General features: G+C 39.9%; 13 protein-coding genes and 1 tRNA gene. 12 read left to right on the forward strand and 2 right to left on the reverse strand.

The annotated features are described in order from the left end of the window. The first annotated feature begins 337 nt into the window (after positions 1-337). From nhaC to ribB, 10 genes are all read left to right on the forward strand, one after another. On the forward strand, positions 338-1,819 hold the full coding sequence (nhaC, locus tag P162_RS01980; protein WP_031425515.1) for a Na+/H+ antiporter NhaC: 1,482 nt from the start codon (positions 338-340) through the stop codon (positions 1,817-1,819). A gap of 248 nt (positions 1,820-2,067) precedes the next feature. Continuing rightward, on the forward strand, positions 2,068-2,706 hold the full coding sequence (locus tag P162_RS01985; protein WP_031425516.1) for a peroxiredoxin: 639 nt from the start codon (positions 2,068-2,070) through the stop codon (positions 2,704-2,706). Positions 2,707-2,787: 81 nt separating this feature from the next. Next, the gene (locus P162_RS01990; RefSeq protein ID WP_031425517.1) at positions 2,788-3,102 is read left to right on the forward strand and encodes a thioredoxin family protein; all 315 of its coding nucleotides are present in this window, start codon (positions 2,788-2,790) and stop codon (positions 3,100-3,102) included. Then, positions 3,083-3,331, forward strand: coding sequence for a DUF6952 family protein (locus P162_RS01995; RefSeq protein ID WP_031425518.1), 249 nt, complete (start codon positions 3,083-3,085; stop codon positions 3,329-3,331). Before P162_RS01990 ends, P162_RS01995 begins: the two co-directional genes overlap by 20 nt. 174 nt (positions 3,332-3,505) lie before the next feature. Further along, the gene (gene tpx, locus P162_RS02000; RefSeq protein ID WP_031425519.1) at positions 3,506-4,009 is read left to right on the forward strand and encodes a thiol peroxidase; all 504 of its coding nucleotides are present in this window, start codon (positions 3,506-3,508) and stop codon (positions 4,007-4,009) included. Next, the gene (locus tag P162_RS02005; protein ID WP_031425520.1) at positions 4,009-4,389 is read left to right on the forward strand and encodes a diacylglycerol kinase family protein; all 381 of its coding nucleotides are present in this window, start codon (positions 4,009-4,011) and stop codon (positions 4,387-4,389) included. The genes tpx and P162_RS02005 overlap by 1 nt, the downstream gene beginning before the upstream one ends. Positions 4,390-4,551: 162 nt before the next feature. Further along, entirely contained in the window at positions 4,552-6,933 is a 2,382-nt protein-coding gene (locus P162_RS02010; protein WP_031425521.1) for an FtsK/SpoIIIE family DNA translocase, read from the forward strand. Then, the gene (locus tag P162_RS02015; protein ID WP_031425522.1) at positions 6,933-7,592 is read left to right on the forward strand and encodes a LolA family protein; all 660 of its coding nucleotides are present in this window, start codon (positions 6,933-6,935) and stop codon (positions 7,590-7,592) included. The genes P162_RS02010 and P162_RS02015 overlap by 1 nt, the downstream gene beginning before the upstream one ends. 73 nt (positions 7,593-7,665) lie before the next feature. Continuing rightward, positions 7,666-9,057, forward strand: coding sequence for an LptF/LptG family permease (locus P162_RS02020; RefSeq protein WP_031425523.1), 1,392 nt, complete (start codon positions 7,666-7,668; stop codon positions 9,055-9,057). Positions 9,058-9,090: 33 nt separating this feature from the next. Beyond that, entirely contained in the window at positions 9,091-10,239 is a 1,149-nt protein-coding gene (gene ribB / locus P162_RS02025; protein WP_031425524.1) for a 3,4-dihydroxy-2-butanone-4-phosphate synthase, read from the forward strand. Positions 10,240-10,416: 177 nt separating this feature from the next. On the opposite strand, the gene P162_RS02030 is transcribed toward ribB, so the two are convergent. Beyond that, complete coding sequence (locus P162_RS02030) at positions 10,417-11,046, reverse strand: NAD(P)H-dependent oxidoreductase (protein ID WP_031425525.1); 630 nt, start codon at positions 11,044-11,046, stop codon at positions 10,417-10,419. A gap of 171 nt (positions 11,047-11,217) precedes the next feature. Here P162_RS02030 and P162_RS02035 point away from each other — a divergent pair. Next, positions 11,218-11,302, forward strand: a tRNA-Ser gene (locus P162_RS02035). 240 nt (positions 11,303-11,542) lie between these two features. Beyond that, the gene (locus P162_RS02040; RefSeq protein ID WP_031425526.1) at positions 11,543-12,754 is read left to right on the forward strand and encodes a site-specific integrase; all 1,212 of its coding nucleotides are present in this window, start codon (positions 11,543-11,545) and stop codon (positions 12,752-12,754) included. Positions 12,755-12,881: 127 nt separating this feature from the next. On the opposite strand, the gene P162_RS02045 is transcribed toward P162_RS02040, so the two are convergent. Beyond that, positions 12,882-16,322, reverse strand: coding sequence for a DEAD/DEAH box helicase family protein (locus tag P162_RS02045; protein ID WP_031425527.1), 3,441 nt, complete (start codon positions 16,320-16,322; stop codon positions 12,882-12,884). Positions 16,323-16,326: the final 4 nt, after the last annotated feature.

The following is a 16,326-nucleotide window of genomic DNA, read 5'->3' on the forward strand; positions in this document are numbered from 1 at the left end:
ACAGGGTTTAACAGCGCCTCTAATGATATCCAGCCCTTCATCGATACATAATTGTATTTGAGCGGCATTTATGGTATGATACCCTAAGGCTAGACTAATACGTGAATGCAGATTTGATTTACTTTAAGTTTTAAATATTATTTTGAGTAATTACTATGTTAGATACCACCCTCTGGTACAGTATTCTATTCTCCATAAAAGCTTCAATGCATAATCCCATTTTACCAGATTCTCAACTTTTAATATTGAAATTACAGAAATAGAACCCTTCAGATGTACTAATGGGCAAATGCCTTTCAAGAAGATTGTGTATTATTGTAAGGATTAAAAAATACCAATGGACAACCAAGAACCAGACCCTAAAAATCCAAATATTATTGAACACAGAGCATTACCTATAGGCAAAGCAATGATCCCCATTGTGGCACTGGTGTGTATGCTTGCGTATAACGTCTTCGTTTTTGGTGATGAGGCTTTAAGTGGTTCAAATCAGTTTATTCTACTTCTTGGAGGAGCTGTAGCTGCGATCGTGGGATATTTTAATAATACGCCATACGATCTGATGATAGAGGAAGTTTCTGAAAACATTAAATCTACCGCCGGGGCGATTCTTATACTACTTATGGTAGGTTCACTTGCGGGCACCTGGCTAATTAGCGGGATTATACCTACAATGATCTATTATGGACTCCAAATCCTCAACCCTACCATCTTTCTTTCCGCTTGCGTAGTCATCTGTGCAATCATATCTGTTGCCACTGGCAGCAGTTGGACCACCTCGGCAACCGTAGGCATTGCACTTATCGGTATCGCAAATGCATTGGGCATACCCGTGGGCATGACTGCTGGCGCCATACTTTCTGGGGCTTATTTTGGAGATAAGCTTTCCCCCTTGAGCGATACCACGAACCTGGCACCTGCCATGGCGGGAACAGATCTTTTTACGCACATACAATACATGCTTTTTACAACGGTGCCTACAATTGTGATCACGATAATTGTTTTTGTTATCATAGGGTTCAATCTGGATACGACCGGAACTGCGGACACTGGCAAAATTTTGGGATCTATTGAAGAAGCATTTACAATTACGCCCTGGTTGTTCCTGGTTCCCATAATTGTAATAGCAATGATCATAAAAAAGACCTCACCTCTTATTGCATTGCTCGTAGGTACGCTGTTGGGAGGTATTGCAGCGCTACTTTTTCAGCCGGAAATTGTCGCAACTTTAGGAGGCAGCGACACTCTTACCTTTGAGAGCGGTTATAAAGGAGTAATGAATGCCATTACTGTAAGCACTTCAATAGAAACTGACAATGCGAGCTTAAACGATCTTTTCGCCTCTGGCGGAATGGCGGGTATGTTGGGTACCATTTGGTTAATCCTGTGTGCCATGGTCTTTGGCGGTATAATGGATGCCATAGGTGCTCTGGCAGCAATCAGTAAATTTATGCTGAATCTTTTTGAAAGTACTTTTGGTCTGTTCGCAAGTACCGTATTTACCTGTATAGGCCTCAATGTTACCGCAAGTGATCAATACCTCGCCATTGTAGTACCGGGTAAAATGTACGCGCAGGCATACAGGGACAAAGGGCTCGCCCCAGAAAATCTGAGCCGTACTCTTGAAGATTCTGGTACGGTTACTTCCGTTCTTGTGCCCTGGAACACTTGTGGTGCTTACCAGAGCGGAGTACTGGGCGTACATGTCGCAGATTACTTTTTCTATGCGATATTCAATTGGTTAAGCCCTTTTATGACCTTGATTTTTGCTGCTTTCAGTATTAAAATCCGCCAATTGAGCACAAAAACGGACTCCTAGAGACTTAAATTAGTACTTTTTCGAGCTATTTATTTTTTGAGCATTATCAGAATAGCAAAGTCTGCTATAAGAACTTGCACATATGGCAATCATGAATCTCTTTTTTTATCAAAATGAGCAATTGCAGCATCCCATTTTTAATCGATAATCATAACCAATACCTCTATAATTTTAGTTCATGCCTGTTTATCATTAAAAGTCCTTCTTATAAGTATTTTTGTAGTGAACAAATCAAAAAAAACACATATATGACTTTAGTAGGTAAACAATTTCCAGATATTCAAGTAGACGCCATGAACGAGATGGGCGATACTTTTAAATTGAACATTCTGGAAGAAGCAAAAAGCAATAATAAAAAAGTACTTCTCTTCTGGTATCCAAAAGATTTTACTTTTGTATGCCCTACTGAGCTGCATGCGTTTCAAAGTGCTTTAGAGGAATTTGAAAAGAGAAATACCATTGTAATAGGTGCATCTTGCGATACCCCAGAAGTTCATTTCGCATGGTTGAATACACCAAAAGATAATGGTGGTATAGAAGGAGTAACCTACCCAATTTTGGCTGATACCAATAGAAACCTTGCAAATCGCTTGGGAATTCTTGACATAACCAATGAGCGTTATGATGAAGAAAGTGGTGCATTGACCGTAGATGGTGACAATGTAACATACAGGGCAACTTATCTTATTGATGAAGAAGGAAATACCTTCCACGAAGGTATCAACCATATGCCTTTAGGTCGTAATGTAAAAGAATTTTTACGTTTGATAGATGCTTATACCCACGTACAGGAAAAAGGTGAGGTTTGCCCGGCAAACTGGGAAGAAGGTAAAGAAGGAATGAATGCAAACCGTGATGGTGTGGCTTCATACCTCTCTTCTAACTAAGACTTTTATAAGCTATACCTAATAATCGGTCAGGATCTAGCATTCTGACCGATTATAGTTTAACCGAATAAAATTTAAAATATGATTAAGGAATTAGATCAGGACAACCTTGCGGATATCGTAGAAAACAATGAGACCGTTGTTGTTCAATATATGGCAAGCTGGTGCGGAAACTGTAGGTTAATTAAGCCTAAATTCAAGAAATTGTCCGCAGAACATGAAAATGCCACTTTTCTATTAGTGGATGCAGAGAAATATCCTGAATCCCGCAAACTGGCTACCGTTGATAACCTACCTACGTTTGCAACTTTCAAAAACGGAAGTTTTGTAAATCAGGTACAGACAAATAAGTTTGATAATTTAAAAATACTCGTAGATGAAGTTACCAGTAATTAAACATTTACAAAAAAACAACAGCAAGGAGAGCCTTGAACATACCATTGAAGTTTTAGAATCTTTTACAGAGCACCGTTCTGTAAGCGATGAGGAAATGGATGTCATTGGTGAACTCGTAACTAATATTTGTGGAGCGCTGGAGATGCATGAAATGATCGCTGGCGGCATGAAAGAAATTGATGCTGCAAATGGATTTGCCAAAAAAGTTTTGGGTTCCATAGACAGGTAGATATATCTTTTTGATACGAATCTTTAAAACCTCTTTTGTTCTTGACAAAAGAGGTTTTTTTATGGTATTTTCCGTATTGTTAATGTCATACGCATTTGAGCTGCATTTTAATTTATGAGTGCTTTAATTGTGCACAACTCATCTTAACCTTACTTTTGCTCAAAACAAATTATTATGGCAAAGATAGCCCTAGGCGGAAATACGATACATACTTCTGGAACATTACCCGAAATAGGTAAAATTGCACCCCAATTCAAGTTGGCCAAAAGTGATCTTACAGATGCCACATTAGAAGATTATAATGGTCGAAAAGTGGTAATGAACATATTTCCCAGTGTTGACACCGGTGTGTGTGCAGCATCCATAAGGGAATTCAATAAAAAAGCGAGCGATCTGGATGAAACTGCCGTACTCTGCATTTCTAAAGATCTTCCTTTTGCCCAGGCAAGGTTTTGCGGTGCAGAAGGTCTTGAAAACGTAGAAAGCCTATCCGATTTTCGCACCGGCTCCTTTGGATCAGACTACGGTCTGGAAATCACCGAAGGTGCTTTTGAAGGTTTGCTCTCCCGTGTTGTCATCGTATTAGATGAAGAGGGAAAGGTAATCTACACGGAACAGGTACCAGAAATAGGAAAAGAACCAGATTATGATTCTGCCTTAAGCGCCCTTCACCATTGATGAACAAAGAAGAGGGTTTCATACGTAACAGGCTGCGTTCTTTTAAGTTCGCTTTTGCCGGCGCCTGGGCTTTAATTCGTAAAGAGCCCAGCGTACAGGTACAGGCAGGGACCGGAATATTGGTAACGCTTGCCGGCATTTATTTTGAAATTGACCGTATAGAGTGGATATTTCAGATACTGGCCATGGGACTCGTACTTAGCGCAGAGGGCTTAAATACGGCTATTGAAAAGATTTCCGATTTCATTCATCCTGAATTTCATGTCAAAATAGGTGAGATCAAAGATGTTTCTGCCGGTGCGGTGACCTTTGCCGCTCTTGCTGCCCTGGGTGTTGGGATTTTCATTTACGCGCCCCGTGTGGCCGCGCTATTTAATTAGAAATAGAATCCTGATCTTCTGTATTCTTTTGAACGCCTTGATTTATAGGCGGCAAAACGTTTAATTACGTTCTAATTAAGGTGAAATGCTGTTAAGGCATAACTTTTCTCCCTGCATCCCGTTTGATATTTGTACTTTTGATCACTTATTGCAACCTACTTAATGGCCAAAAAGAAGACCAAACCCAAAGCCACCAGGAAGAAACCGGCCTTTAAAAAGCCTGCCGGACTTTCTAAAAAACAAAAAATAGTCCTGGGAAGTTTTTTCTTCCTTTTGGGACTCGCCCTTTTCTTTTCTTTTATTTCCTACTTTTCTACCTGGCAGGCTGATCAAAGTATCATCGATAATTTTACGCAACGCGACGCACAGGCTGAGAATTGGCTCAACAAATTTGGCGCGGCCATTGGTCATTTTTTTATCTATGAAGGTTTTGGCCTACCCGCGTTTGCACTGGCCATACTCACCGCTACTACTGGTATTTTCTATATTTTCGATAAACCAAAAAAAACCCTGGGAAACTACTGGTTCTGGGGACTGCTTGTTATGATTTGGCTTGCCATCGTACTGGGTTTTTTCAGTGCAGAAATCCCTATTCTCGCCGGTCGCGTGGGTGTTGAAATGAATGATTTTCTTCAGGATTACGTAGGTTTTATAGGTACGCTCCTTTTATTATCGTTTTTTGCCATTGCTTACGCCGTGCTGCGCTGGGGATTAACGCCTGAGGTTATGGGCTCTTTTGTGAAAAAACAGAAAAAGGGACTGAGCTCAGAATTTACGGTAGCAGATGATATGGATGACGAGCGCATTCCCATGGAAGATACCGCATTTGAAAAAGACAATATTGAGATCGTTCAACCGGTGGAAGAAGAAACAGTTGCGTCTAAAAATCCACTAAAAAAGCCAGAAAATCAGCCTAAAACCTCAATAAATGATCAATATAAGGATGAAAATCCCGATAATATGGCCATTGAAATCGAAGAAACGGTTGAAGAGGAAGAAGTTGAAGAAAACCTTAGTTCTAAGTTGGTACAGGATTTTGGTGAATTTGATCCTACCTTAGAACTCAGCAATTACAAGTTCCCTTCCATAGAACTTTTAAAGGATTATACGCAGGGCCAGAGCATAACTATTGACCAGCAGGAACTGGAGGAAAATAAGAACAAAATTGTTGATACCCTCAAAAACTACAAGATTGAGATCGCGCATATAAAAGCGACCGTAGGCCCTACGGTTACCCTTTATGAAATAGTTCCCGAAGCGGGCATTCGTATTTCAAAAATCAAAAACCTGGAGGATGATATCGCGCTATCACTTGCTGCTCTGGGAATACGTATCATTGCACCTATTCCGGGAAAAGGAACTATAGGTATCGAGGTGCCCAATAAAAATTCGCGTATCGTCTCCATGCGTTCTGTTATTGGTTCACCCAAATTTCAGAATGCCGAAATGGAGCTTCCACTTTCACTGGGCAAAACCATTTCAAATGAAACCTTTGTGGTTGACCTTGCAAAAATGCCCCACTTACTTATGGCCGGTGCGACGGGACAGGGTAAATCAGTGGGATTGAATGCTATTTTGACCTCTTTACTCTATAAAAAACACCCTGCCGAAGTTAAATTCGTCCTGGTAGATCCAAAAAAGGTCGAATTGACCTTATTTAATAAGATAGAACGCCATTATTTGGCCAAATTACCCGATTCCGAAGAAGCGATCATCACTGACAATACCAAGGTTGTAAACACGCTGAATTCGCTTTGTATTGAGATGGACCGGCGCTACGACCTGCTAAAAGATGCGATGGTGCGCAACATTAAGGAATACAATGTCAAATTTAAAAAACGAAAACTCAACCCAAACGATGGCCACAAATACCTGCCCTATATCATACTGGTGGTAGATGAATTTGCAGATCTCATCATGACCGCTGGCAAAGAGGTAGAAACACCTATTGCCCGTCTTGCCCAGCTGGCGCGTGCGATAGGGATCCATTTGATTATTGCCACACAGCGACCTTCGGTGAATGTGATAACGGGTATTATCAAGGCCAACTTCCCCGCGCGTATTGCGTTCAGGGTTACCTCAAAAATAGATTCCCGTACCATTCTTGACAGTCAGGGTGCAGATCAGCTTATAGGACGTGGTGACATGCTTTTCACACAGGGCAATGAACTTGTACGGGTACAGTGTGCCTTTGTTGACACTCCGGAAGTAGAAAAAATCACCGATTATATCGGTTCCCAAAAAGCTTACCCTAATGCGCACGAACTTCCAGAATATTCTGGTGAGGAAGGTGGCACAAGTCTTGATATAGATGTGAGCGACCGCGATGCGCTCTTTAAAGATGCTGCAGAGGTGATTGTCACCGCCCAGCAAGGCAGTGCTTCCCTCCTACAGCGCAAGCTGAAATTAGGCTACAACCGTGCTGGCCGCATTGTAGATCAACTTGAGGCAGCAGGAATCGTAGGCCCTTTTGAAGGCAGTAAAGCACGTCAGGTATTGATAACAGATCTTGCTGCACTGGATGAACATTTAAAAAACGAATAATGACCACATTGACAACTATCAGACCCCTTTATTTATTCCTGGCCCTTCTATTTACCAGTCTGACGACACAGGCACAGGAAGGCAAAGCAAAAGATCTTCTGGACGAAGTATCTTCTAAGGTGAAAACCTACGAGCATATCTATATAGATTTCAAATATGCACTGACTAATGAAGCCCAGGGCATCAATCAGGAAACACGGGGCGATGTAACCCTGATGGGTGAAAAATACAGGCTCAACCTTATGGGAACCACACAGATTTATGATGATCAGAAACTTTACACCATCGTCCCAGAAGATGAAGAAATAACCATCAGTACCCAGAACCCTGAAGAAGATGATGCTATTACCCCTTCTAAAATGCTTACTTTTTTTAACGATGGGTATACGTACAAGTGGGATATAGATCAGGATGTTAATGGCCGTAAGATTCAGTATATAAAATTGTTGCCCAAGGATTCAGAAAGCGAGATCAAAGAAGCGCTACTGGGCGTTGATGCGCAGACTAAACATATTTATCGTTTGATCATGTCTCAAAAGAACGGCACAAAAATCACCATTACCGTAAACAGTTTTAAAACCGATCAACCGGTGGCTGCAAACTTGTTTGCCTTTGATGAAAGCAAATATCCTGGTTACTACATCAACCGTCTAGACTAAGCCCTTGAAGATACTGGATCGTTACATACTGGTTAGCTTTATAAAAAATTTCCTGAGCACTTTTATCATACTCATGTTCATTTTTGTATTGCAGACGGTCTGGCTCTATATTAAAGATCTTGCCGGTAAGGATCTTGATTTTATGATCATCCTCAAGTTCCTTATCTATTTTTCCCCTCGCCTGGTAACGCTTGTTTTGCCCTTGACCGTATTGCTTTCAAGCATCATGACATTTGGCAATTTTGCCGAAAATTATGAGTTCGCCGCCATGAAATCCTCGGGTATATCACTACAGAGAGCCATGCGCGGTCTTACCGTGTTCATAATTATACTTGCTGGAGTTTCCTTTTTATTTGCTAATTATGTCATCCCAGCAGCGGAATTTGAATCGCTCAACCTGCGTCGCAACATTGCAAAAATGAAACCGGCAATGGCGCTGAGCAAAGGCCAGTACAATTCCATAGGGGATTTATATACCATTAAAATAGCTGATAAATCGGGTGATAACGATCAATTTTTAGATGATGTCATTATCTATGAAAAAGATTCAGACCCCAACCGTGTGGGTAATTTTACGGTCATAAAAGCCAAAAAAGGCGAACTTATAAGTGCCGGGGCTGATAATGTACTTTCCCTAAAGCTTATGGACGGTAATTACTACAATGAGATCGAACAAAAAAATTACCGCGAGCGTAACCGTATGCCTTTTGTCAAAAGCTATTTTGAAACCTATACCATAAACATTGACCTTGCCGAACTCAGCAATGTAGATATGGATGAGAAAAGTATTGACAATGCATACACGATGCTCAGTTTCAATGAACTCAATGACACCTTAGTCGACCTCTCTTCCCAATACAGCAAATACCTGGAACAGACAGGCCGCACACAGGTACGCCGTAATGAATTACGCGAACTTGACACCTCGTTCTATTCCAGAATGAAGATAGACACCCTAAAAGTGGCAGATACAGATGTTCTAAAGAACTTTACTCCAGAGAATAGCCGTCAAATTTTGGATTTTGCAAAAACCAGCGCTACCTCCGCGATAAGTTATATAAAAAGCCGAAAGGCAGACAATGGCCAGCGGGTAAAGAGCTTAAGTAAATACGAGATTGCCCTGCATGAAAAATTCACCCTTGCCATAGGCTGTATCGTACTTTTTTTTGTGGGCGCCCCACTGGGAGCGATCATTCGCAAAGGCGGGCTTGGACTTCCCATTGTAATAGGCGTAGTACTCTTTCTTACCTATCATTTTATAGGTATTTTCGCAAAAAACAGTGCAGAAGATGGCAGTATCCCAGCCTGGCTGGCAAGCTGGTTAAGTACGCTGATCCTATTTCCGCTGGGTACCTATTTGACCTATCGTGCAACTACAGATCAAGGTCTTTTTGATATAGATAGTATCCTGGATCCCATAAAAAAACTATTCCGCAAAATTGCCGGCGTAAAAACTAAGAAATAGCTATTGCGTATCTTTGCAAAGAAAATTCCAGTTATGAATACTGACAGCATTTCCTTACCCATTAAACTCAATACCATATCTGAGGCCATTGAAGATATCAAAGCCGGAAAGGTCATTATTGTGGTAGATGATGAAGATCGTGAAAATGAAGGTGATTTTCTGGCTGCCGCCGAAATGGCAACCCCGGAAGTCATTAATTTTATGGCCACAAATGGCCGCGGACTCATCTGTACCCCCATAACCGAAGAACGCTGTAAAGAACTGAAGTTGGACATGATGGTGGGCACCAATACAGACCCTATGGAAACCGCCTTTACCGTTTCCGTAGATCTTAAGGGAAAAGGAGTGACCACGGGCATTAGTGCAGCAGACCGCGCAAAAACCATACAGTCCCTTGTTGATACCAGTACCAAACCCTGGGACCTCAGCAGGCCTGGCCATATTTTTCCGCTAAAGGCAAAACAAGGTGGTGTTTTGAGAAGGACCGGCCATACTGAAGCCGCCATTGACTTCGCCCGTCTTGCAGGGCTCAAACCTGCAGGTGTAATCGTAGAGATCATGAACGAAGATGGTTCTATGGCACGCTTGCCCCATCTGGTGGAAGTAGCTCAGAAATTTGATCTAAAGATTGTTTCTATAGAAGATCTTGTGGCCTACAGAATGCAGCATGATTCCCTGATCCTGAAAAAGGAGGATTTTGATATCGAAACCCGTTTTGGCACGTATCGCCTGCGCGCATATTCCCAGACTACTAACAATCAGGTACATCTTGCTTTGACAAAAGGGGAATGGAAACCGGAAGAACCGGTGCTTGTACGTATGAATTCTACCTTCGTCAACGATGATATTCTGGGTACGTTGACCAATAATTCTGACGAAGTCCTGGATGACATGTTTAAATCCATAAATGAAAATGGCAAGGGCGCTATTGTGTTCATCAATCAGGAAAACGCTTCTTCCTTCCTACTCAGCCGACTTACAGAATTGAGAAATTTACAGTCAAAGGGCGAGTCAAAAGCACCAAAGGCGAAAATGGACACTAAGGATTTTGGAATTGGTGCCCAGATTTTACACGATTTAGGGATCTGCAAAATACGTTTGCTATCCAATTCTGATATATCTACAAAACGGGTGGGAATTGAAGGTTACGGACTGGAAATTACCGAACGGGTAAATTATTAGAATGATTGGGTACTAAAGATTACTGTTTAGTCAAAAAATGACCTTTTTTAGCGGAAAATCGGTCCTTTTAAAGACGTTTTACGTGGTTTTTTCACCTTTTGATCGGACTCCTGTTCTCCGATTCATGGTTTTTCCGACTAACTTTCAACCGCATTGAAATCCCATATCTTTCAGATATTAGCGATATATAACCGTATCCTCTACGGAGCGGCGTACTTTTTCAAATTTGGAGAACATATCATCTTCGGCGCGATAGCCGATAGGCATTATCAGTATGGAAGAAATATTTAGGACATCCAGCTCTAACATCTTATCAAAACCATCAGGCTCAAAACCTTCCATGGGGCACGCATCAATACCCTCCAGCGCGCAAACAGTCATCAAATTTCCCATCGCAAGATAAGCCTGATTGATAGCCCAGTTTCGGGTTTCCTCTTTTGTTTGTGAATCGAATTTATCTGCCAGCATTTCCCTAAATGGAGCCAAGGTTTTTTCGGGGGTATCGCGTGTAGATTTGACGTTGTCAAAATATTCATGAACGTACGGTGATTTGACGTTCTTTTCTATACAAAAGACCAGTACGCACGAGGCATCTACAACCTGGCGCTGCCCCATGGCCTGAGCTACCAGCTCTTCCTGTAGCTTTTTGTCCTGCACCACTAGCAGTCTTACCGGTTGCAGGCCGTATGAGGTGGCCGTTAAATTGAAGGCCTGGGTAATGATGTCCAACTTATCCTGCGGGATCTGCCTGGCATCATCAAATTTTTTTGTGGCGTAGCGCCATTGTAAGCTGTCTATTATGTTCATCGCGATACTTTGCACAAAGATAGTGATCTATAAAGGATTAGAAACAGTTTTTACTTCACCCTGAGCGTTTCTTGTAAAAATTATAAAATAAATTATCCAAGTGCCTTATTCATTTCAAAAAATCGTTTTATATTTGCACCCGCATTCAGCGAATAGCTGATGAGGCACTCAGGAGAAATGGCAGAGTGGTCGAATGCGGCAGTCTTGAAAACTGTTGAGGGTCACACCTCCGGGGGTTCGAATCCCTCTTTCTCCGCGAAAAGTCCTACAAAAGGCATTTTAAAACCTGTAAATCGCTGATTTACAGGTTTTTTTGTTTTATTCCAATATCATTTGATATCAAATAAATGCAATCTAAAAGGGGCTGATTCGGTGTCACTTTTATAGGTCTACCAACTGACACCGAATTGATGTAAATACTTTGATTTTCAGTGGTTTAAAATGATTTTGATATTAATTTTTTTGAGTACATTGTGGAGAATTTAAAACTAAAAAGGTGTCACATTCTCTCTCCCTCCTATTCTACATTAAAAAAAGCAAAGCCGATGAGTACGGCAAAGCAAACATATATCTACGCATAACCCTAGCCGGCAAAAGGGCTGAGTGCAGTATTCGGCGAAAAGTTGATTATAATAAATGGAATCCCAAAACACAACTTGCACTGGGTAATTCTATTCAAGCCCAAGAGATCAACAGAGAAATAGGGATTATAAAAGATAAAATCTATTCTCTTCAGCAGCTGTTTCAAAGACAGGAAAAACCCTATACCGCACTTGACCTTCGCGACGCCTATTTAGGTAAAGACAAAACGCAGAAAATGCTACTGGATATCTTCCAGGAGCACAATGACAAAGTAGAAAGTCTTATCGGTAAAGATTTTGCTGCCGGAACTGCCGAACGCTATCGTACCTGTAAAAAACACGTGGCAGCCTTTATAAAACAGAAATACAAGAAGAATGATATTCCTGTACAGGAAGTAGATCATAAGTTCATCACAGGGCTGGAATACTACCTAAAAACAACGCGCAAGTGTGCGCACAACTCCGCTATTAAATACATCACCAATTTTAAAAAAATCATCCGCATAGCGTATGCTAATGATTGGATTGATAAAGATCCATTCTTAAACTGGAAAGCAAAACTCAAAATCGTGGATCGAGAATTCTTAAGTGAAGAAGAAATCCAAAAAATAATGAATCTGGATTTGAAAATGGAACGCCTGGATCAGGTACGCGATATTTTTATTTTTTGTTGTTTCACCGGCTTGGCCTATGCCGATGTGAAGAAATTACATCGCGGAGATATTAGCGTGGGAGCGGATGGCGAGGAATGGGTCAAAACCAAACGAACTAAAACGGACACCCGAAGCAATATCCCGATCTTACCCATTGCCAAAACGATTATAGAAAAGTATGAAGATCACGAGCTGCTGAAAGAAAAAGACCTGGTACTACCCGTGCTCAGCAACCAGAAAATGAATGCGTACATCAAAGAGCTGGCTACCCTGGCAGGAATCACTAAAAACCTAACCTTCCATTTAGCCAGGCATACCTTTGCGACCACGGTTACGCTTACCAATGGTGTACCTATCGAATCGGTAAGTAAAATGCTCGGGCATACAAATCTTAAAACCACTCAGCACTACGCCAAGATTTTAGATATGAAGGTGAGTAAGGATATGGCGGTATTAAGGGCAAAGTTTAAGTAGGAATATTTTATTTTGAACAATACTATATTGACAATTGAGCCATATAATCAATGTCTTTTTACTAAAACAAATTCTATTCGGACATTTGCCTATTGAAGTATTACCTTATTTTGAAAATCTAATTGGTCTAAGCTATTCCAGCATTTTCATTAATTCTATCTACGATTGAGATTATCTTCCTTATACTATTTTCTTTACCGTCAAACAGATCTAGGATTCCTCTCTCATAATCCTTTCCAAATGTGGACGAAGAAAGAAGTTTTTTTTCTATTGTTCCGTTTTCATTTAAATATTCAATGATTTTATTAATGAAGGTAATTTGATCTGCATTTAGGTTTTCATTTTGGATCAATTCACTAAAAAGCTGATTTGCTACTTTTATATCGAGACCTATAATTTTCCTTATAAACTTACCCAAAGGATCACCCTCTAAGTGACTTTTAAAATCAGTACCTAGTTCACCACTAGAAAGAAATTGTTCTAAAGACTGAAGTTCTTTTTCAGTAATCGGTAAATTTTTATACAGCTTATCTATAACCAGATGGTCTTTATTTTTTCGAATAAAAGTTTCCACTCTATCCTTATAATTCTGCATTCTAGTGTAGGTTGGCATAATATCCCTTTCCTTGATTTCACTATCGTAAATAGTATCTTCAAAATTTGAATATACCGGATCCAAGGATTGTTTATCCAGAAATTGAATCAAAGATCTAAGGTCTTCCCTCACTTTTTCCAGTTGCACCAAAGTAACCTGTTTCCAAAAATCCATATCCTGTACCTGCCTAACGGCAGTAATTTTTGCGGCTACAGCAGGTATGTTTTTTTTCTTCTCCAAACGACTCCCTACATTATATATGCTTTCTATATATCGTTGCTGTGAACAATCACCAGCAACCAAAGCAATATGCAATCTGATTACAATTAAATCGAACCGCTTGGCTAGTTCATCTTCATCATCTTTATAAGAAGTAAGTTTTGATAGATGCGTTTTTATATCGTTTTCATCTCCTTTATTTAAATTATCCCAAGACTCGCGATCTTTATATCTTTTTACATATTTCCAGACAGACCTTACTACATATCTCTCCTCATTTAACCTACTTATTATTTGAAATAGGTCATTTGTAAAATTTCGTTCTAAATTCTCCTCTTCAGTACTAGCATCAATTTTATTTCTTAGGGATACAACCAGGTCAAGTTTAGCTTCAAAAATTTGCTGCGATAAACTCTTAACTGAATTTGATGTAACCCCATCAGGGAACTCGTCAAAAAATTCAAAATTTGAGCAGAAGTCAAAAATGACAAAGTGTTCTTTGTGCTCTCCTGGCGCAAATAAATTAGGACGTAACCTTGTACCCCGTCCAATCATTTGCCAGTATTTTGTATACGATCTTACTCGTTTGAAGAAAACAAGGTTCACCACTCTTGGTGCATCAACACCGGTATCCATCATGTCCACAGATACTGCAACTTGAGGCTCCATCTCTATTTTATCTTCACAAAACATTTCTAAAATATCCTGAGCTTTATCTGCATAATTATCTATGATTCTTAAAAAGCTACCGCCATATTCCGGATAGTTTTTGTTAAATCGTTTTTCAATGAATACTGCGTGCTTATGATTTTTTGCAAAAATAATTGTTTTACCAAGCTTATCACCCCCTTCTACTTTAACACCGTTTTCCATCATATATGCTAATACCTTATCAACAGTATTTTTATTAAAAAGCCAAGTATTCAATTGACCTTTGTCAATCTCCTCCATATGAACCTGACCCGTAATAGGATCACCAAAAAGCTCTTCATACTGCCTTTTATCTTTTTCAGACAATTCTTTATATTTCACTCCTTCCAAAGGAAATTTTATGGGTACCTCAATCGCCCTTGGTGGCACCAAAAATTTATCTGTAACAGCCTGATCTAGCTCATAAGAGAAAGTAGGATTGTCATCCTCAATTTCAAATAGAGAATACGTATTCTTGTCAATGTCCTTTTTAGGAGTTGCCGTTAGACCTATTAGAAGACCATCAAAATAATTGAATATAGAACCGTATTTCTGATATACAGATCTATGCGCTTCGTCAATTATAATTAAATCAAAATGCCCTACTCCGTAGTACCTACCGTCGTCAGATTTAAGGCTATCAATCTTATTCATTATGGTAGGATAGGTAGAAAATACCAGTCTAGTACCTGAATCCTCTTTATCCTTTGTAAGATCAATTGCAGAGAGATGTGGGAGGTGTTCTTTAAAAGCATTTTTTGCCTGAGTTACCAGGGCATTTCTATCTGCTAAGAAAAGAATCCTTTTTGCCCAATCACTTTTTGTAAGCATATCAACAATTGCGGCCGAAGTTCTAGTTTTACCACTTCCTGTAGCCATTACCAAAAGTGACTTTCTACTTTTACCCACCAATTTACCATTGCGCTTACCAACAAAATTCTCTGCTACGCGTTGTATAGCTTCAAGTTGGTATGGCCTTCCGGCTATATTTGTGTTAACCTTAAAATCTCTAATGTCTTTCCTAGTCGTTCTACGGTCTATAAGTAATTGAAGTTCATCTTGAGTATAGAATCCCTGCACCTCACGATCTGGATAAAAAGTATCATCCCATAGATGTGTCTCAAATCCATTAGAGTAAAAGATAATGGGGCGTTGACCAAACGTTTCTTCTAAACAATTAGCATATAAATAGGCTTGATGCTTTCCCTTTGCTGCATCGTGCAGCGTATTCTTTGCCTCAACAATCGCTAATGGTAAACCATTCTTACTCCATAATACATAATCAACATAACCTAAGCCACTGGGATTTGTTGATAAAGGCATTCCCTTTACCTCAAATTCAAGGTCTTTACCCTTTTTAAGATCGTCCCAACCCGCTTCCTTAAGGAGTAAATCTATTAATTGACGACGGGTTTCAATTTCGGAGGTTAATAAAGGAATTGCCTCCTCTATATTTTCAGTTTTCTTGCGCTTTTCCTTTCGCTCCTTTAACTCTTTCTTTGACTTTTCTAATTGTAATTGCAGGAGGTCATTTAGCTTAGCCCTTTCCTGTAGTTTTAGCGCTTCTTTTTTAAACTTTTCAAGTTCAGCCTCTAATTCCTCAGTCTTTCTTTTTAAATCCTTTAGAACTTCTGTATTGGCCTCTTCATACTTAAGTAGCTCCTCGTTAAAAGCGGGAATTTCTGAATTCTCCTCACTATAGTAAATACTTATAAATGAAAGAAACCTAAATAGGTTTTTAATAGCCTGTAGCGACTGGTATTGGTTTACTTTCTTACCGTGTGCTGCGTTATTTCCTGTTAATCTAATAACATCAAGTTCGCGATGCATAGAGGGCTTTAAAATATCTTTGAATGCCTGATGATGGAGTAAAGATCCTAATTTGGTATCATAAGGTAACTCAAGATCAACGTCATTTTCATACAACCAGTGAAGGGCTTTTTCTAAAGTCGCTCTGGAAAGTATTGTCGAATATCGAGGCTCGCGAAAGGTATGTTTTTCCGCATTTGCGGCCTCCTTGTATATCTCTGGAAATTCTTTTTGTAGAAAAGTAAAATTGCTCATTAGG

It is taken from the genome of Flavimarina sp. Hel_I_48, from assembly GCF_000733945.1.
Classification (GTDB): Bacteria; Bacteroidota; Bacteroidia; order Flavobacteriales; family Flavobacteriaceae; genus Leeuwenhoekiella.